Origin of the sequence: Kosakonia sp. 1610 (assembly GCF_050435845.1) — a bacterium.
Classification (GTDB): domain Bacteria; phylum Pseudomonadota; class Gammaproteobacteria; order Enterobacterales; family Enterobacteriaceae; genus Kosakonia; species Kosakonia cowanii.
The window spans coordinates 1-17565 of record NZ_JBNDKZ010000020.1 but is presented as its reverse complement, the minus strand read 5'-3'; the positions used below and the strand labels follow the sequence as shown (position 1 = coordinate 17565).

The 17565-nt window shown below is 46.6% G+C and carries 18 protein-coding genes and 1 pseudogene; 14 read left to right on the top strand and 5 right to left on the bottom strand.

Annotated elements, in window-relative coordinates; all coding sequences use genetic code 11:
- Nucleotides 1-278 precede the first annotated feature (278 nt).
- Nucleotides 279-479: a hypothetical protein gene (locus ABIC80_RS24245; RefSeq protein ID WP_042717749.1), complete on the top strand. Its 201-nt coding sequence runs from the start codon at nt 279-281 to the stop codon at nt 477-479.
- A gap of 45 nt (nt 480-524) precedes the next feature.
- On the opposite strand, the gene ABIC80_RS24240 is transcribed toward ABIC80_RS24245, so the two are convergent.
- Complete coding sequence (locus tag ABIC80_RS24240; RefSeq protein WP_263754797.1) at nt 525-809, bottom strand: hypothetical protein; 285 nt, start codon at nt 807-809, stop codon at nt 525-527.
- A 486-nt stretch (nt 810-1295) separates the two neighbouring features.
- Between ABIC80_RS24240 and ABIC80_RS24235 the strand changes: the two genes are divergently transcribed.
- The 7 genes and pseudogenes from ABIC80_RS24235 (at nt 1296) to ABIC80_RS24205 (ending at nt 6895) form a co-directional block, all read left to right on the top strand.
- Entirely contained in the window at nt 1296-1790 is a 495-nt protein-coding gene (locus ABIC80_RS24235; RefSeq protein WP_429178849.1) for a hypothetical protein, read from the top strand.
- Between the two features lie 169 nt (nt 1791-1959).
- Nucleotides 1960-2649, top strand: a complete 690-nt coding sequence (locus tag ABIC80_RS24230) for a hypothetical protein (protein ID WP_429178847.1) — start codon at nt 1960-1962, stop codon at nt 2647-2649.
- Between the two features lie 27 nt (nt 2650-2676).
- Nucleotides 2677-4050 carry a DUF6602 domain-containing protein gene (locus ABIC80_RS24225; RefSeq protein ID WP_277170563.1) on the top strand — a complete coding sequence of 458 codons (1374 nt, stop codon included), beginning with the start codon at nt 2677-2679 and terminating at the stop codon, nt 4048-4050.
- Between the two features lie 129 nt (nt 4051-4179).
- A pseudogene (locus ABIC80_RS24220) lies at nt 4180-4372 on the top strand (transposase); the annotation flags it as partial.
- Between the two features lie 229 nt (nt 4373-4601).
- Nucleotides 4602-5096 (top strand): DUF523 domain-containing protein, encoded by a 495-nt coding sequence (locus tag ABIC80_RS24215; RefSeq protein WP_042716054.1) that lies wholly within the window; start codon nt 4602-4604, stop codon nt 5094-5096.
- Nucleotides 5097-5862: 766 nt separating this feature from the next.
- The gene (locus ABIC80_RS24210; protein WP_042716052.1) at nt 5863-6327 is read left to right on the top strand and encodes a hypothetical protein; all 465 of its coding nucleotides are present in this window, start codon (nt 5863-5865) and stop codon (nt 6325-6327) included.
- On the top strand, nt 6299-6895 hold the full coding sequence (locus ABIC80_RS24205) for a hypothetical protein (RefSeq protein WP_042716050.1): 597 nt from the start codon (nt 6299-6301) through the stop codon (nt 6893-6895). The genes ABIC80_RS24210 and ABIC80_RS24205 overlap by 29 nt, the downstream gene beginning before the upstream one ends.
- Nucleotides 6896-7012: 117 nt before the next feature.
- On the opposite strand, the gene ABIC80_RS24200 is transcribed toward ABIC80_RS24205, so the two are convergent.
- The 4 genes from ABIC80_RS24200 to ABIC80_RS24185 all read right to left on the bottom strand — a co-directional run bounded on the left by ABIC80_RS24200 (nt 7013) and on the right by ABIC80_RS24185 (nt 11245).
- Nucleotides 7013-8011 carry a tyrosine-type recombinase/integrase gene (locus ABIC80_RS24200; protein ID WP_242389906.1) on the bottom strand — a complete coding sequence of 333 codons (999 nt, stop codon included), beginning with the start codon at nt 8009-8011 and terminating at the stop codon, nt 7013-7015.
- A gap of 328 nt (nt 8012-8339) precedes the next feature.
- Nucleotides 8340-9359, bottom strand: coding sequence for a HesA/MoeB/ThiF family protein (locus ABIC80_RS24195; RefSeq protein ID WP_429178846.1), 1020 nt, complete (start codon nt 9357-9359; stop codon nt 8340-8342).
- Nucleotides 9337-10113 (bottom strand): AAA family ATPase, encoded by a 777-nt coding sequence (locus ABIC80_RS24190; protein WP_429178844.1) that lies wholly within the window; start codon nt 10111-10113, stop codon nt 9337-9339. The genes ABIC80_RS24195 and ABIC80_RS24190 overlap by 23 nt, the downstream gene beginning before the upstream one ends.
- Nucleotides 10103-11245: an MFS transporter gene (locus ABIC80_RS24185; RefSeq protein WP_429178842.1), complete on the bottom strand. Its 1143-nt coding sequence runs from the start codon at nt 11243-11245 to the stop codon at nt 10103-10105. The genes ABIC80_RS24190 and ABIC80_RS24185 overlap by 11 nt, the downstream gene beginning before the upstream one ends.
- A 409-nt stretch (nt 11246-11654) precedes the next feature.
- Between ABIC80_RS24185 and ABIC80_RS24180 the strand changes: the two genes are divergently transcribed.
- From ABIC80_RS24180 to ABIC80_RS24155, 6 genes are all read left to right on the top strand, one after another.
- Complete coding sequence (locus ABIC80_RS24180) at nt 11655-12128, top strand: thiol-disulfide oxidoreductase DCC family protein (protein WP_429178840.1); 474 nt, start codon at nt 11655-11657, stop codon at nt 12126-12128.
- Nucleotides 12106-12624, top strand: a complete 519-nt coding sequence (locus tag ABIC80_RS24175; RefSeq protein ID WP_429178838.1) for a hypothetical protein — start codon at nt 12106-12108, stop codon at nt 12622-12624. The genes ABIC80_RS24180 and ABIC80_RS24175 overlap by 23 nt, the downstream gene beginning before the upstream one ends.
- A 2-nt stretch (nt 12625-12626) precedes the next feature.
- The gene (locus tag ABIC80_RS24170) at nt 12627-13487 is read left to right on the top strand and encodes a hypothetical protein (protein ID WP_429178836.1); all 861 of its coding nucleotides are present in this window, start codon (nt 12627-12629) and stop codon (nt 13485-13487) included.
- Nucleotides 13488-14167: 680 nt separating this feature from the next.
- The gene (gene repA / locus ABIC80_RS24165) at nt 14168-15076 is read left to right on the top strand and encodes a plasmid replication initiator RepA (RefSeq protein ID WP_429178834.1); all 909 of its coding nucleotides are present in this window, start codon (nt 14168-14170) and stop codon (nt 15074-15076) included.
- A 984-nt stretch (nt 15077-16060) separates the two neighbouring features.
- Nucleotides 16061-16498 (top strand): DcrB-related protein, encoded by a 438-nt coding sequence (locus tag ABIC80_RS24160; RefSeq protein ID WP_429178832.1) that lies wholly within the window; start codon nt 16061-16063, stop codon nt 16496-16498.
- Nucleotides 16499-16515: 17 nt separating this feature from the next.
- Nucleotides 16516-17565: PAAR domain-containing protein (locus ABIC80_RS24155; protein WP_429178831.1), on the top strand; the 1050-nt coding region annotated here is incomplete at its 3' end.

Below are 17565 nucleotides of genomic sequence, written 5' to 3'. Positions count from 1 at the left end.
CAGTAGAAGCTGAATATCTCAGTGTCAAAGATCCGCTGCTCGCTCGAAGCAGCCTGATGGGCTTCACCTACAGCAGTTTGGTGCCAGAAGCGGACGTCGCTAACATTTGAATGTAATAATACACTGGGAACATACTATCGGTTCGCGCATCTCTCAGAAACTTGCACCCTTTGGCCCTCGGGCTTTATGAGGTTATCAAATCACCGATACGGACACAGTTACCTTCGCCCACCTGACACAATGCTATATTTATAGCTAGTTCGTTTAGCGGAGAATTTATGGATTGGGGCGAGGATGATAATGAAAAAAAACTGGAACTCATTGGTAGCATTGCCCGCAGGCTGCTCAGCCAGAAAGGCATAGTACGGAAGGATGACCTGATAAATGCACTGGAGCTTCTCAGCAAAAGCACCGCTGACCCACGTGTGCGGGAAAACAGCATAAGGGCAATTCAGATGCTGAGTGACCGGGTACATTGATTTAGTAAGGCAGAAAGTACCCGGTGAAGTCAAGATGCCGGAGAACTACCAGTGCCCGTAACTCTGCTGGCAAGGAAATTCGCGCAATAACCGCTTTGTTTCAGCACCAAAATTACCTGAACAAAGGGCTGTGGCGAGAAGTCTGATGGTCTGCCGGATTGCTTCTTTAATAACTTCACGACGGGCAGCCTCTGTCTCCACCTCAAGCATCTGGTTCAGTTGTCGGGCCAAGGTGCGCGCGCTGACGTCATCATCGCCCTCAAGCAGCGCTAATATGGCTTCGCCAATAACGCTATTAATTTCTTTTTCACTCCTGAACATATCAACCATCCTGTTGCCTGGCGGTAAAAGTCCGTCGCGGCGGACAAGCAGTATTGCTTTTGAGCGGTTATAGTCTTTGTCTGTTTTTCAGGAGCAACACTGGCCTGGCTGAAAATGTGAAATCATATCTGCCCTGAGTGTAACAGAGCGGGACCAGCCTGCCAGAATTTTAAACAGCACGGCCACGTCTTTCATTCAGGCTCTATCGGGATGGTGATGATTCTTAAAGTATCGTGCGTATGGGTCTCATTAAGGCTCTTTTGTGCCATAAGCGGACATCGGTGGGAAGTTTAACCAGTAGTTAGGGTGCGATGGGAAATATAAATACAGAATATCAGTAGCAAACTCGGGAGCATTCATCTTTCTATTAAGTTGAAATGTGGCATAGATTTTAACCATGGCTGTTGTCAAGACCCGCAAATTGACCCATAGTGTTTAAAGCTCAGCGGTAGGGTTGTCCAAACCCTAACAGTGCATCAGCCTTTTGGAGAAAATATGAGGTTTTTTCAGGAAGGAGCATTTAATTGGCGTAGTCTGCAGGATCTACCTAATGCCTCATTCGTATGTGACTACTGCAATATTAATATTTCATCTGTAAAAGGATACAAACTAGGACAGCATGGTGACGGAAGTGGTTCACAGGTTGGCGCTGTATATGTTTGCCCAAATTGTGGTGGTCCGGTTTTTTTCACTCCAGATAGCCAACAGCTTCCATCCCCTGCTCTTGGAAATTCAGTACAACATGTACCCGCTCATCTAACTGAGCTTTATGAAGAAGTGCGGCGCAGTACTGGCGAGGGTTGTTATACCGGTACGGTTTTACTTTGTAGAAAAATGCTAATGAATATCGCAGTCGATCAGAGGGCGAAAGAAGGACTAAAATTTATCGAGTACGTTACTTACCTTTCCGATAATGGATACACGCCACCAAATGGAAAACATTGGGTTGACCATATACGAAAAAAGGCAATGAAGCCACGCATGAAATAACGGTAATGAGCGAAAACGATGCCAAAGAGCTAATCGTGTTTATTGAAATGCTTCTCCTGTTTATTTTTGAATTTCCAAGTATGGTGCCTAACAAAAGTAGCTTTTAGACTAATTAGGGGATCAACTAGGATACCCTTTGCTTCACACCCATTAGGTATGAGTTATACATATGGACCCTAAGAAGCTATTTATTGATGACCGTATGAAGGGCATTTGCGCCTATTGCGGTGGTACGCCAAATTCACGTGACCACGTACCGTCAAAGGTCTTGTTGGATGAGCCATATCCGAAGAACTTACCTGTTGTGGAATCATGTACCTCCTGCAATCAGGGGTTCTCGGCAGCCGAAGAGTACATTGCTTGTCTGATCGAGTGCGTGATGCACGGTACTACGATTCCTAACGAAAAGTTTCGGCCGAAGATATTTGCCACCCTTAATGCTAGACCATCGATTGCAAGTAGAATTGAGAATGGAAAGCAAGCTGATCGTCACGGAAATCTATTTTGGCAGCCAGAAGAAGGAAGTGTTAAAGAGGTTGTTCTAAAACTTGCCCGTGGACATATTGCTTATGAACTTGGCATTCAACGCATTGATGAACCAGAATTTATAGATATTTCCCCGTTGCCTAGCATGACTAAAGAACAATTAGAAATATTTTTCTCGTTAAGCTCAAGTCATCTGTATCCAGAGATTGGTAGCCGAGCGTTTGTAAGTGTGCTCTCGGGTAAGGTCAGCGCTTTTGAGAATTGGTTAGTCGTGCAGAACGGACGATATCAATATGCCATAGGTCAGTCCGATGGCGATTGGGTAAAGATAATAATAAATGGCTACTTAGCTTGCCATGTAATATGGGACTAATAGTGTATAACAATAGGATAAATGAATATGATTGTTGAAGCGACAGAACTCTTAAGTGCTTTTGTAAAAGAAGAACAAGATAAACTTGAAAGCATCAACATGCCACATATGCCAACGTTGGGGAAAGCCTACGAGGAGATTACAAAACACGGTATTAACCAATCATTTTCAATCCCTAAGGGGTTGAATCTCTCTGTTGTTAGCGGATTCATCCGCGTCGGGGAAGAGCAACTACCCAATCAGATAGATTGCATGTTGGTGAAAGGCAAGGGGGATAAATATGGATTAACGGATGAATATATATATGATATAGAAAATGTATTAGCAATATTTGAAGTAAAGAAAACTCTCAACAAAGATGATTTTATCGATGCATATGAACATTTAGCTATCCTAAGAAAGAAATATAGCGAATTTTTTTCGGGAAAAATGGATGCTATGGAGTTGAGGCCAAATATAAATGTGGCTTCGGAAATTTTTTCAAAAATAACAGGTGTAAGTGGTCCAAGTAACTACGATGACATTTTTTATTTGGATAAGGAAAGTCAAGTGTTATTTTACTCGTTAGTAATTGAACAGTTGGCGCCAGTGACAATTATTCACGGGTATGGGGGATATAAATCAGAGAAAGGCCTGAGAGATGTCTTTCTGGATTATTTAGATGAAGATAATTATTTAAAAAACCTTACGAAGAAAAAGAAAAAAGAGGAAGAAAAAAAAGCAGATTCAATTAACATGATTAGAGGCATAAATAGTATTCCGACTCTAATAACTGCAAACGAGTTTTCGTTAGTGAAAACAAATGGTCTTCCTTATTCCTTTTCAAAAGAAAGGAATAAAAATGACTGGGCAGTTATAGCTTCGGGAAGAGATAACCCACTTAGGATTATGCTTGAATTAATTTGGAGTAAAATATCTATTCAGTTCGATATAAGTATGCCATGGGGCAATGATGATCATGTCGAAGGATTAGCTCCATTACTTTATGCTAAGGTTGTTAAAAAAGATGAGTTATTAGGTTGGTACTATAGGTCATTCGAGATTTCCACGAAAAAATTAAAATCGTTTCTACCTTCAAAATATGAGCCGCTAAGAATTTCTAATGGAGCAATACATTTAGTTCGTAAATTGCCATTAATGCCTGATGGATATATAGTAAATGATGAAAATCGAAATGTGTTTGATACAAAAGGATTTGATCTTGATGGGGTGGTTGCGGAGCTAATATCTACATCATATTTTGCACTTAACGGTAGTAATTTGCTCACAATTCATCATACAACATATGTATGCGATTTTAATGAGTATGGTTTCATAGATAGTCAATTTCAGCGGCTAAAGTCATGGTGTGATAATAATGAAGATAATGCAGGAATTATTCATTGCATCATTTTAAGTTGACTTGGTGAAGAGTCCACTTTCGTCAGGTTACGATGTTAATTAGCGTATTCATCAGTAATACAGAGTAATTTCCTTAGGGAAAATTTATGCCAAAAACTTTACAGAGGTTACTCTACTTCTGGCTTTACCATTTCATCTTGTCCCACCTACAACAAAGCCCTTATCAACAAGGGCTCCATGACTTTCAGGCTGGATGATGAGGTTATTCAGGCCAGCAACACCTTCATCACGTGGGCACCCTCAGCGCTATTCTGGCCTCGCCATCACGACTGTCCCGGTGATTAAAAGTGTATTCCGGCTAACCCTGTGGGCCATACAGGGTGACGTGCTCCCCTTTGATAAAACACGCCAATGCTAATGATCCCCGTTCCGACTCGAGTGCGAACCTCCGCTTTTCGCTCATAGCAGACATTGACCTGTATGTTAGTCAACTCTGTGCCAAAAGCGGCCATGCATTTTTATGTGGTGCGTTATCCATAGGCAGGAATGTGAATAGATAAATATAAATTGTTATAATCCAGGCATTCCTGTGCCCTAAATTTAAGTTAACAATGGTAAACAGAATTCTGATAAGTGCTTGCCTGATGGGTTTTAAAGTGCGCTATAACGGAAGTGAGAAAGCACCAATGATGGCTCATCTGTTGCGCTGGCAAAAGGAGCAACGCCTGGTGATCCACTGCCCCGAGCTGGCTGCGGGGTTACCAATACCACGTTCCCCGGCAGAGATTTTTTTTGCTGATGGGAAAGACGTGATGCGGGAGCGAGCCAGAATAATAGAAAATACAGGGAATGATGTGACTGAGCATTATCAGCTTGCAGCCTGGCTGGCCTTACGCACAGCACAGGAGTCTGGATGTACCGCTGCATTATTAACTGATGGTAGTCCTACATGTGGAAGTCAGTTTATCTATGACGGCTCTTTTAGTGGCCAGCGTAAGCCTGGTATGGGAGTCGCAGCATCGTTACTTAATGAGCATGGAATAGCAGTATTTTCTGATACTCAGCTCGCTGAACTTATTACCTGGATTGAGGAAAGAGAAAGCTGAGCCTTCTGTCTATGGTAAAAATGTCAGACTATTTTGCTTTTCTGTGTCGCTTACCTGATTTAAAGATATCAATCTCTCATGTCCGCTTTTCGCTCTAAGCGGACCTTCAGCTCAGTTAGCACGTCCGCTTCGTGCAGGAGCTGACGTCAGATCCGATTGATACAATCAGCGAAATGTCTTTTTGAAACAGATAGCCCTGTCCTACCTAAATATGCGCTGACCTGCCCCGGGTATCCCGCGTATTTTCAGGTGCGATCGATAAATAGGAGCCGGTGTGCCTCGCGGAACAATACGGCATTGTATTCTGGAAGTCTAAAGGCGCAGATGATACTGACATATCACAACGGAATAAAAACTACTGCGCGCATATCGAAGGTACCCGGTACGCCAGGACCGGGTATCATCCCGGGGCACAACCCTGTATCTAAAAGCATAACAGTCTTCGGGTCTGGCTTTACCTGAGCAGATACTGGCCGCGAACAATAAAGCACAGCGCTGACGCGTCCGGTACTGCCGGGCTTGTCCAACCCGGCTACAGGGCTACCGATTCTCAATATTATGCCTTTTGCATCCTCAACTGACGAGTGTCGCATCGGTTGGGGAACCGCTCTCACAAACGAATATCCGTCCATCCCCCAGAACTTTGGACGCAGATCTTACACAGTTTCTTTCAGTGCTGGTCAGCACTTGATTGAAACGACCTTTTGTACAATCAAAATCTTATAGACTTTGTTAGAATGCCTGTCTTGAGAACAGGGACGGGCGCATGACAACAGAATTTTTGTGCATGGAGTGGAGCAGATACTCATTCACCCACACGGCAAGTTTTGAGTCGAAAGGGCAAGAGTATGAATTAACTTTGCAAAAAGTATGTGAATTTAATCAGCAAGACTCTACTCTTTCGTTCCCGGCTAATTACCTATTCAGCAACAATGGGTGCTGGGAAATTTCGTTTGATTTGGTGGATAACATTACTAATCACAATGCGTTCGGCAGACCTGCTACAGGACTCGTGAATCCAGTGGCGGTAATGAGAACGGTTGAAAGAACAATTATTGACCACTATAATCAGTTCAAAGCTGGTATGTATATATTTCTGCCAGATAATCTGAAACTCGAAGCTGTGTACAGGCGCCTTCTTGAACGTAAATTAGGTAAGGGGTTTACCCTTGAAATGGGACTAGAACCAGACGGGAGGGGTTATGTCTTACGAACGCCGCGTTGCTACTGAGCGTACCCCGGCTATGCAGGCTGCGCTCGATAAACGAGCGGCTATGATGCTTCGGGCACATGAAGCCCGCACAGCAGGGAACGCTACGTCTGCATCTTACGAAGCCGATCAGGCAAGCAACAAGCTTGTGCAGGAAATGAATGCACTCGCAACGCATGCCATTCTTTCCCGACAGGAGAATAAAGAGCTCCATGCCCTGAATTTGGCTTCTTCTGACGTTAAGCGTGAAGAAAAACATGACGTGAAGACTTCAAATCCTCATGTTGCTGCTTACGCAGCAATGCTTAACTCGAAGTGGAAGACAGACGCTTTCTGCTCATACTCATTGTCAAATTTGAATATGTCGACCGCTGCTCTACTTGCCAGCCATATGTTACGGGATGGCTATCCTAGCGAATACCTTAAATCCAGCCGTCAGTCAGTGATCGCTGATTACTACGACTCTTATTTAAAAAATTACTGTTTTGCATCACATCAAAACGATGAAGATAATGACGAGACGCCACACCCTCTATCAGCGTCAACATTCCCCCTGAGATACTTTCTTCAAACAAAGTCAGGTAGATAGGTCGCTTGTGCGACCTTCTTGAGTTCAAGGTTGTGTCAGTCGCTCAGTTTTACTCAAGTTAAATTAGGATTTTCCACGACATCACATACTGACATACCAGTCAGGTATGCTTAGAATTTAATCTCCAATGTCCAGCCTGTCCCGTGCTTTTCGCAGTTTTTCCTCACCGCGCCGGTCGTATTTCTGGGTAGTGTTGACACTGGCATGGCCCATTGCATCCTTAACCGTAATCAGGTCTTCCCCGTTATCCAGCAGCGCCGTGGCAAAGGTTCGCCGCAGATCATGCGGGGCACATCGGTTCAGGCCGGCCTCGCGCTGACGCACCTGCAGGATATGGTACACCGCCTGGTCGGTCAGCCTCTCCTCCGTGAGGCAGTCGTGCCGGCGGATGCGTGTGAACAAGGGGCCAGGTGCCTCGCCCCGTATCTGGTCCACCCACAGCTCCAGTCGCTGCCAGGCGCCGGCCGGGACATATGCCAGCCTTTCCTTGTTCCCCTTGCCCTGGACTTTCAGTGCATGCTCCCCGGCCAGGATATCCCCGTAACTCAGTGCCACAGCTTCAGAGCGACGCAGGCCGCATCCGAGAAGTACGCCCAGCAGCGCCGCATCCCGGACGCCTTTGCTGCTGCGGTCCGCCTCGCACACACCGAACAACTGACGGATTTCCTCCCGGCTAAGGGCACGACCCCGCGGCAGCGCGCTGCCGCGCACTGAACGCACGGCCCGGATGTGCTGGTAATCCTCGACGCTCATCAGCTTCAGCATCCAGGCCTCGAGCGCCACCCCGCGCAGGGCGGAGAGATAGGTGTTGATGGTGGCCACCGCCAGTCCTGTATCCCGCAGCATTTCGGTGAGGGCCAGCACATGGTGCCGGCGCAGCGCCGCCCAGCTGCAGTCAGTCAGATCCCGGGCACCGAGAATGCGGGCCACCGTGTTCAGGAACGAGGCCATTGTCTGCCGGCTGCGGAGTGAGTTCAGGGAAATGAGGTAGGCCCGGGCCGGATTGACGGGGGTGACAGTGTCACCCTTCAGGGCCGGTAACAGGTCGGCTTCCGCGCCGGGACGCACCGGAGCAGAGAGCGGTAGAAAGTTGTCTTCGTCAGGTAAGCCTGGCATCGTGCTCCGTAACCCCGTGAGTGAAAACCGGCGGCTGCCGGCGAAAAGCCACCGGTGCACAGCGTGAAATCTGGTACCAAGATGGCCAGTCCAAGCGTATCAGCACATCTCTACTTTTTCAAAGGTACATTTTAATAAGTTAAGAAAAATAAAAACGAACGCCAGGATGCTATGAATAAAAGTGGAGCGCTTTGAACGTAAAAGCGCCGTGAAAGCACATCTGAGTTGAAGGGTAACCAAGCAGGAAGGTGTAATTTAACACCAGAAGGCGTTTCAGAAGGAAAACGCCCCTCAAAAATTAATTATAAGTAAGAAACATGAGTTTATTTCAGATATCTGCAAGGATAGTCTCATAATTTTTGAGATTAATAATCATAATCTTGTTTGTCAGTGTGGGCTCACAGAAACCAGTCAGATATTTTACACACTCAAGTGCAGTAAACGATGCAGCTAATGCATTATATGGGTCTATCAGGGTTGATATAAAGGATCGGTTAAATGCTTCAGTGAATGAGTCTTCTGTGTAATCCATGTGTGGAGCAACGTCAGAAAAATCTTTTGTCTTTCCGGGAATAACCAAAGGCCCGACGGCTATTGAATCCACATTCGAACCACCGTAAATATACGGAATGCCAAGTTTTACACATACGTTATTTGCCATCATCTTAATTCTTTTTCGCGGAGTGTCCGCTGACAGGATACAGAAATCACAATCCTGGATAAGCTCCTCAATATCCTGCTCAGTTTCAATTTTCCTGTTAACGTATTCGTAGTCCAGGTCAGGGTTGAGCTGGTGAATTCGCTCACGAGCGCAGTCTATTTTCAGTTTACCCACATCAGAACGGGTATACAGGATCTGACGGCTCAGGTTGGAGAGCTGCACCTCGTCGAAATCAACCGCGCGCACAAAGCCTGTCCCCATTGCAGCCAGGGTATACAAAATGTAGCTTCCTGTACCGCCTACGCCCAGTAGCGCCACTTTACTGTTTATCAGTTTCCGCTGCGCTTCGAAACCAAGACCGGGAGAAATCTCTTCGAATAATCTAATTTGACGATCGTATAAAGGATTATAAGCACTTTCGCCGCTACGCAGTTCTTCGAAATCAGGAACAATGATGGTTTCTTCAACGGCCCAGTTAATAATGTCTCGGGTTTCATTCGCATCAAGAGTACCCGCAAGTTTTGATACACAGTCTTCAATTGTTGACGGTGTGCTGAAAACCTCAAAAACTTTCTGTGAAGATACATCAAGTTCTAACTCATATTGTTTTTCAAGGGTCGAACCAATGAGATACTTATCATTTTTAATTTTTTTTGCCATAAAGCTACTGTTCAGAATATATTTCATTGCCAAGCTCCTTTATTTTTGTCTTTGAGATAAGAAAGTCGATATCATCTATCATTTCATAAAGGGGTTTACCCTCTGTCGATGTACTCGATAAATAATTGCGGACAAAATCATTGTTACCAAACTTATCAATGATAATATTTCTTTTCAATTCGCTATTAAGAGGTTTAAGTTCAAGAAATCGAAATCGCCGTGAAAAAGCTATGTCATTCTTCAGCAAATCAGATTCTTCAGTCGTTGTGGAAATGATGCACCTGAATTCGTTGGTAAGATAAGGCTTGAGTATATTCATGGCATCAATACCACCGGTATTGATGCCCCCTGTCATGGATAACGCATGAGCCTCATCAAAATACACTATTACTTTATACTGTATTGCAGCCTCTATAACCTTTGTAAGTTTTTTCTCAAATTCTCCTCTGAACGCGCAACCGGATAGCAGAGAGGAAATATTAACCTCACACAATGTATATCCGGGGAGTATTTTTGAAACAAACTTAGCTAGATAATGTATAAATGCAGTTTTACCAACACCACTCTCACCTGTTATTGCAAGGTTATTTTTATGACGGCAGTTCATGGCTGTCATAGCAAATGCGTAATCATTTTCACGAAAAAGAACTTTATCGGTTTTTCCGTACTCATACTTAAGTGTCAGGTCAATAACAGGAATGCTCACTTCCTGCATTTCAGAAAAGAAATCCTTCTCTGTTACCGACAGTCGTCTCACACTTTTTTTTAGACTAGAGTCCATAAGAAAGCACCCTTTTCGAAAGCCTGGTAACTGCCACCAGTAGTACAAAAACAGGGAACATAAGCCATATAAATGATATGTTCTCCATGTTCAATAAAGAAACAAGCGCTAAACATAATGCACCCAGACATCTGGCACCTGTATCAAGAAGGCTGATCATGCTACTTTCATCCTTCGAATTACTGTAAAGATTACAGCTGCGGGAAAAGAAAAAATTGGTAGTTAACGTGCAGAATGAAATAAACAGACAATAAAGTATGACTATGAAATAAGAAAATTCACTGCAGTAAATCGGACTCAGTAACGTCGCTAGGGAGGAGAATAACACTCCGAGATAACAGACCGTGGTTGCATATCTCTTTTTATTGAAGTTTTTTTTACGGGCATATGCTGTAAATGCCCACTGGGCAACCATAGATGCGGCAAAAACGAGTCCTACTTCCTTCTGACTGAAGCCAATAGGACTGTTTTTGAAGAAAAGTGGCCAGAACTGGTAAAGCAGCTGCATAAGGCCGCCAATAACTATGAAATTAAGAACATTCATATCAGCAGTCCTAAACAATTTACTTAATCCTGAATACTTACTCTCAATAACGCTGACCGAAGGGATATCCTTCTTTTTTTCGGGAGTGAACGCATAAGCAGTAAAGGAAATCGCCATAAATATCAAGCTGAGCAGCAACGAATACTGAGCAAAAACAGCACCTATCACGCCGGATATTATAGTTGCTATAAATAACATTTCTGCACTTCGCGATATGAGTGAAAAACTGTCCTCTTTGTCTTTTTTGTGAGTAAAAATCCATGCTTCATATGCGCCTGTATACAGAGCAATACCCAGTCCGTTGAACATTTCACCGATAATTACACCCTGTTCTGACGGGTGTAGCATGAGCGCGAAATATATTATTTCTGCGATGCAAGCCAGTAATATTGTGAGTTTATTACCGTATTTGTCGGATATCAGTCCAGCCGGATAGTTGAAAAGTACACTTACCACAAGTTGTGCAGCTTTAGCCAGCGCGATCACTGACAGGCTGATACCGTGGTTTACAAGATATATAACCAGCACGGCACCGATAAATGCTCTGGCAAGATTATACACCCCATGTGCAGTTAGAATTCGGTACATCCGACACCCCTTTGCATACTCGCTATGTGGCTACATGAAAGTAGCCACATATTTTGCATTGCTTAGTTTGAGGCAGTCTCAACGACAGACTTAACATTCGCGAGAGTTACGCTCTGAACTTTATTGCACTTAATGCGAGAGGCTACTTTAACAGTCATATTATCTACCTTTTTAAGTGATGTTGAATTTATGCTTGAACCAGCCTGGCTGGTAATTGAACAATAATCGCAATGTAAATAAATTGTCAATAAAAAGTATAGAAATAATTATGTTGATATAAACCATTGATTTATAATATCTTTTAAACGTGGCGGGTGATTTCAATCACATTTTTTTTGTTATTTTAATGTGAGACTTTGTAAATTCGTTTTATATCCTAGGTAACACATGACCAACATGAATTTAACTTATGGATACACGATATATTGTGTTTTTAATTGATGGCGAATGCAGTTTATGTAATCAGTTAATAGTCTGGATCCTTAACAGAAGGCAGGATGACAATATTCGTTTCTTTCCGTTACAATCGCGCTCTTCAATTGATTTTCTTACCTCTGTGGGCGTAGTAGACGGGCAATCAATGAATTCATCTTACCTTGTCTCGGATAAAGGGGTCTTCCGCAAGAGCCGCGCATTCTTTGAACTTACTGCTTACCTGAAAGGAACCGCGTCATTGCTGCGTTATTTTGGATACTTTCCAGAGAGCATGACCGATTTTTTTTATGATCTGATTGCAAGACACCGCTACCAGATTTTTGGCAAAGAAAGCTCAGTCTGTGACTTTGCACATCGTCACTATGCAAAATATCTTCTCTCGGAACATGAAGCGTCGACATTTTTCAAAAAAATGAGGAGTTTATATGATTCAGAACAGCAAGCGTAAACGCACAGCGCCGGTATGGTACATTTTTATGGGTGCTTTCGTTTTATTTCAGTTAACTCTTACCTTCACGGGTAAAAATTACTGGCCATTCAGCTCGCATACTTTCTTTGCGTTTAATCTTCCGGATACAATTGAAACTGACACATTAAGTTATTATGACGAGAGGGGGAGAGTGTTAAAAGCAGATGCAAGCTCATTTATGCCCGTCGAGTTTTTCAAGGCACACAGGATCGCTGAATTTGTTATGACTAGCAAACAAATCACGGATGAAGACAAACGGGTATTTTTTCTTAATATTCTTGAGAGAGCAAAGAAAAACCCATGGAAACGTTTTGATGAAACTTATCCTTCAATAAAGGTTCCCGAAGATTTTGTCCCAGTCCTTGCTGAAATAACTATTGATAACAAAACTTACGATTATAAAAAATATGGCATCAACCCTCATGTTGTAAAAGCACCTCCGTTAGCATCAATTAAACTGACTTCCGAGGAATAAACATGAAACAACTAAATATGATGAAAATCGCATTATGCCTGATAATTTCAACGCTTCTACTGTTTGGACCTTATTCAGACTTCATTCCTTACTCGGCTTTTTGGTCTGCCAACAAGAGTAATGTGGTTTGGCAGTTCGTCTGTAATAATTTTATTGTAATAAAGTTCACGCTTATAATATTGTGCTTGCTTTCGTTACCATCCACTCGATTTTCTTATCTCATTGTTACAGCACTGGCAATACTATTTGGCGTATTTAACTGGTTTTGCTCAGTGGACTCACCCGGTGGTCTCTATAATTACAATACACACTTGAATATTTTCTTATTTTGTCTTGCGCTAATACTCTGCGTCCGGCGATTCTATCCGTCAAAAATGGTCTCCGCAGAAAAGATGTTTTTCCAGTTCTGTCAGTGCTATATCCTGACTTTTTATTTACAGTCTGGTCTGTCAAAACTTGTTTTTGCAGGGACCACCTGGCTGATGACAGGGAGAACAGCGTGGGTATTTGCACTTGAACTTGGCACCGATTTTGGAAAATATCTTGCTCATTACCCTGTACTTTTTGCTGTCGGGTCTTTCGCGATCGTATCTTTTGAGATTTTAATATTCCCGTTATACCTGCTAAATGTTGGCAGAAAATATTTAGTATTAGGGGCTATCTGTCTACACATGGCCGTTTTTCTCGTCATGGGTATATCGTTCTGGCATATGTGGTTACTTTATCCCATAGTTTTTTATCCCGTTCTTTTTCCGGCCGCTTATCAAAGGCGCGTTACAGCGCCGGACATGCCTGTTTTAAATCTGGGTTCGAAAGGTGTCACACAACCCGACTTCTCTTCTCTCCCTAACAAAGAGCACTGATACTATGCCGGAGAATGGTAGGTACATTCAGCCCTTCTCCGGAGACATATTGGTTCGTGGCCAGGTAGCACTTTCACCTGGCAGACAAGAAATAACAGGTATTAGCGCCCCCTTCGGGCTGATGACCAGATGGGGGGCAGCTCGTCAAGTCGTTTCGGAAAGACGGCGCATGAAGTTGACGGCAATTTTGCAGGTAATACATTAGCCGCAATCAACTTCCTTTTCTTTGTGATCCTCACAGGAATGCAGGGCTCCTTTTCAACTGGAAAACGCAACGCGAATTGGGTAGACTTTTCCAGGTATGGAAACCCTGTGGTGAGGCGTTTTCATTGTTACAACTCTGGATTATGAACTTATCTCAAATCAGCGTGCTGGCCTGATCTGATGTCTTGTGGTGGGACGGATGATGAGGGGGAATAGTTTAATTCATGCTTTTCGTCTGTACATGCGAGCGGGCGTAAAGCGCAAGGAATTCATGGATGGGGCGTGTCCGAAAGACGCCCGGGAGCAGGTGATGGAAGATTTGCCGGAGCCTGAATGCAAAAACCCCCCGAAATCTGTATGAAACTTGGCGGAATCGTCAGATATCGGGGGGTCCAAAAGCAGGCGCAGCGCCTGTGAAGGATTATAACGCATGCACCACATAAAACAACACACGGCCGCCATAAGAAAAGGCCGGCGTGAATGACAATTTAAAACCACGCGACGACCGTCGCCACCGTGGTACCCATTCCACGGCCTGTAAATGCCCGGCACCACAGTATGTCCGCCCGGCACACTACAAAGCCCTCAGCAAAGAGCATGGTCGCGCCCTGCGCAACCTGATCGCCAGGAACAAAGCGACCGGTGAGTGGGTTATGCGTCGCCGGGTCTCTGCCGATCCCCTCTTCACCTTCCTGCGCCCGCAGACCGGCCGCAAGCGGGCATTTTATTCTGAGCGCAGGGAGCTGCTCGATGCGCTGTTCGTCCTCTTCATCAATAAGGTCGATCTGGCCACCGGCATTGTGACCATCAACATCACAAAACTGGCCGAAGAGCTGAGCCCCAAAGATGAAAAGGGAAACGTTATCCCGGAGCTTGCAGTTACCATCTGGCGTGTTTCACGCCTTATCACTGCTCTGGTGCCGTTCGGTGTCATCCAGGCACCGGAATCCGAGTGGGATATCGTTAATAACTGCCGTTTCCCGAAACACATCATCATCACCGACGCCGGGTGGCAACTGACCGGCGTAAATATGGACAAACTCCGGGCCGAACAGGATGCGCGCCTGGCCGCCATTCAGGACGGACAGCTGGCACCGGGCGAAACCCTGAGCCTGAAAGCCGCCCGCCGTCGCTGGTACGAACGCTGCCGGCTCCAGACCATCCTGTCGCGCAGAACGCGCGCCCTCGAGGGCAAGCAACGCAAAAAACTCGCGGCGCTGCCCTTTGACGAGCGCAAGCGCCAGGTGTCCGAGGACCTGATGCGCAGCATGAAAGGCCGGACCGACCATATGACACATCAGCAGTTCGAGAAACTGGTCTGGTCGCAGCTGTATCAGCTGGAGCTGGTCAGCCTGGAGCCGCCGGGAACGCCGCCCCCTCACTAGCCCGCCTTTTTTTAAACCTCCGCTTTGCTGCGGAGGCTTCCGCACGTCTGTCATAAATTTCCGGTTCAATATCACACAACACACACGCCTCTCCCGCTGCCGGCATGCCTCACACGGGCGTGCTATAGCCATCATTTTCTTTTACCCACAGATTTTCGCAAACAGGATGAAGGCCTTTCCTGCAACCCCTGTCATGAAACGCGCAATATACTCAGGACTTCGTCCTTACTTATATTCATAAAAGATGCACCTTATTCACTGGATAAAAAACGGTGGATAACGGGGAAAACTTAAAGAGGCCTTCGCTTGCAGCAGCCTCATGGCTGCGCCGCTCAGAAATGAGCTTCCCCCCACCGCACGCGGCGGGTCCCGTCAGCGCCAGAAGCCGGCCACCGTGCGGCCATTCAGGCCCTGAAAAGCCGCGCCGCCCCGGGCCAGAGGCCCGGAACAGTGCCGCTTTAAAAGGGGATGATGTAACTAAAGATCTGAGCTGCGGCAGGTAGTGTTGCGGTGAGTATGGAGGGACACGCTCGTAAGCGCCCTGACGGGACGCTAACGCGGAGATACGCCTCGTCTTCGGCAAAGCCTCGACGTGACCACTCCGACCGCGCACAGGACGTTCTGCATCGCTTTCAGCGGGTTATGGCTTTGCAGGGATGAGGGGGTTGATAGCCACAGGCTATTACGTTGCCGGCTTCGCCGGGCGCTCCGGCGGATGCAGGAACGGAGTCATCTTTAGCCTGATTTCCGCCGGCATGTGCCTGCGGCACATTCAGGGTCGCGCTGCGCACTGCTCGCGCTCCTCAGATGCAGAGATTGCCAGCCAGTGCAGAAAAGATAGAATGAATTCATTATATCGAAGGACAGTAAACGCTCTGTCGAACATTCTGGCTCATTCTCATGGGCACTTTCTTTTGAGGAGAAAGTTCGGGATCCAGGGGATACAACAGTCAGACTTCTGAAACATGTGGTGGGATCCGCTTAATGTCAGATCAACATGAAATTGCACACTTCAGTGAGGGGCAGGTCAGGCTTCCTGAAGGCTATCTGGACCGTACGGTCAACGTCTTTACCTCCCGGGACACTCAGGTGCCCTCCTTCAATATTGCCCGCGACACGCTCGACCAGGACGAGAACCTGACGGCATACACGGATCGCCAGCTGGCTCTGATGGAAAAGCACCTGAAAGGCTGGAAGCAAAGTGAACGCAGTGCCGTAATGCTGGGCGATAATCTTTTACAGGGTGAAAGTGTGCACGCCACTTTTCTGCGCGAGGGTAAGCGCATCTGGCAGCAACAGGCCGTTTTCAATACGCAGGGTGCGCATATTCTTGTTTTCACCATGTCGTCAGCAGAAAAGCTTACCGAAAGGGACAGCAGCCTGTTTGATGACCTGCTCAGAAGCTTTCGTCCCCACGCTTAACGATAAGGAATATTGTTATGTTTGAAGCTGCGCGTGTCGGTGATGATATAGGCCATTCCGGCGCGCTGGCCGGCATGATTCTTGGCACCCTTGTCGGCGGCGCGATTGCGGCACTCGGCGGCATCGCGGCCGGTGCGCTGATGGTCGCAGGCATCGGCGCCTCCTGCTTTGGCATCGGTGTGCTGCTTATCGGCGCCAGCCTCGCCGTCGGTTTTCTCGCCGGGGAGGTGGCGACCGGCGTGCGCGACGGCATTGCCGGAGGTATGGCAGCGAACATGACGAAGAAAGGCGTCATCACCACCGGCTCGCCTGACGTCTTTATCAACGGTAAGCCTGCCGCCATTGCCACGGACAGTATGGTGGCGTGCGACGACGACGGTTCGCAGCAGATGGCGGAAGGCTCCTCACGTGTTTACATTAATGGTCTTCCTGCCGCCCGTATCGGGGACCGCACCACCTGCGATGCGAAGGTGATGACCGGCTCCGGCAACGTTCGTATTGGTGGCGACCCGGAGCAGACCCTGTCAATTACCCCGGAAGTGCCCGAAGCGCTGTACAAGATTTCAGACCTGACCCTGCTGTTTGCCGGCCTGGCTGGCGGCTGGGGTGGCGCGGCCAGCAAGGTCGGCGCGGTGGGGAAATTGTTGTCGAAACTGCCGGGTATCAGCAAAATCGGCCGCATCGCCTGCCGCTTCGGCGCGATGCTGACCGCCATCGCGGCGGGTGGAATTATCGCCCGTCCGGTGGATATCGTCAGCGGGCAGAAGTTTCTCAGCGGCGACGACGAGCTGGATTTCGTCCTGCCGTCGCGTCTGCCGGTGCGCTGGCAGCGTTACTGGCGCAGCGGCAATCCGGGCGACAGCGTGCTCGGTCGCGGCTGGAATCTCTTCTGGGAAACCCGTCTGGAGCGTTACCAGGAGGGGCTGGTGTGGCGGGCCCCAACCGGGGATTACGTCTCCTTCCCGCAGGTGCCGAAGGGTTACCGGACCTACTGCGAAGCTGAAAAGCGCTGGCTGGAGCACCATCAGGACGATACCTGGTCGGTGTATGACATCAGCGGTGAACGC

Bases quoted from the DNA above. Each gene is read 5' to 3' on its own strand.
- ABIC80_RS24190 (WP_429178844.1), bottom strand. From the start codon at position 10,113: ATGGACTCTAGTCTAAAAAAAAGTGTGAGACGACTGTCGGTAACAGAG.
- ABIC80_RS24175 (WP_429178838.1), top strand. From the start codon at position 12,106: ATGATTCAGAACAGCAAGCGTAAACGCACAGCGCCGGTATGGTACATT.
- ABIC80_RS24160 (WP_429178832.1), top strand. From the start codon at position 16,061: ATGTCAGATCAACATGAAATTGCACACTTCAGTGAGGGGCAGGTCAGG.
- ABIC80_RS24230 (WP_429178847.1), top strand. From the start codon at position 1,960: ATGGACCCTAAGAAGCTATTTATTGATGACCGTATGAAGGGCATTTGC.
- ABIC80_RS24225 (WP_277170563.1), top strand. From the start codon at position 2,677: ATGATTGTTGAAGCGACAGAACTCTTAAGTGCTTTTGTAAAAGAAGAA.
- ABIC80_RS24170 (WP_429178836.1), top strand. From the start codon at position 12,627: ATGAAACAACTAAATATGATGAAAATCGCATTATGCCTGATAATTTCA.
- ABIC80_RS24245 (WP_042717749.1), top strand. From the start codon at position 279: ATGGATTGGGGCGAGGATGATAATGAAAAAAAACTGGAACTCATTGGT.
- ABIC80_RS24185 (WP_429178842.1), bottom strand. From the start codon at position 11,245: ATGTACCGAATTCTAACTGCACATGGGGTGTATAATCTTGCCAGAGCA.
- ABIC80_RS24240 (WP_263754797.1), bottom strand. From the start codon at position 809: ATGGTTGATATGTTCAGGAGTGAAAAAGAAATTAATAGCGTTATTGGC.
- ABIC80_RS24215 (WP_042716054.1), top strand. From the start codon at position 4,602: ATGGTAAACAGAATTCTGATAAGTGCTTGCCTGATGGGTTTTAAAGTG.
- ABIC80_RS24200 (WP_242389906.1), bottom strand. From the start codon at position 8,011: ATGCCAGGCTTACCTGACGAAGACAACTTTCTACCGCTCTCTGCTCCG.
- ABIC80_RS24210 (WP_042716052.1), top strand. From the start codon at position 5,863: ATGACAACAGAATTTTTGTGCATGGAGTGGAGCAGATACTCATTCACC.
- ABIC80_RS24205 (WP_042716050.1), top strand. From the start codon at position 6,299: ATGTCTTACGAACGCCGCGTTGCTACTGAGCGTACCCCGGCTATGCAG.
- ABIC80_RS24235 (WP_429178849.1), top strand. From the start codon at position 1,296: ATGAGGTTTTTTCAGGAAGGAGCATTTAATTGGCGTAGTCTGCAGGAT.
- ABIC80_RS24180 (WP_429178840.1), top strand. From the start codon at position 11,655: ATGGATACACGATATATTGTGTTTTTAATTGATGGCGAATGCAGTTTA.
- ABIC80_RS24195 (WP_429178846.1), bottom strand. From the start codon at position 9,359: ATGAAATATATTCTGAACAGTAGCTTTATGGCAAAAAAAATTAAAAAT.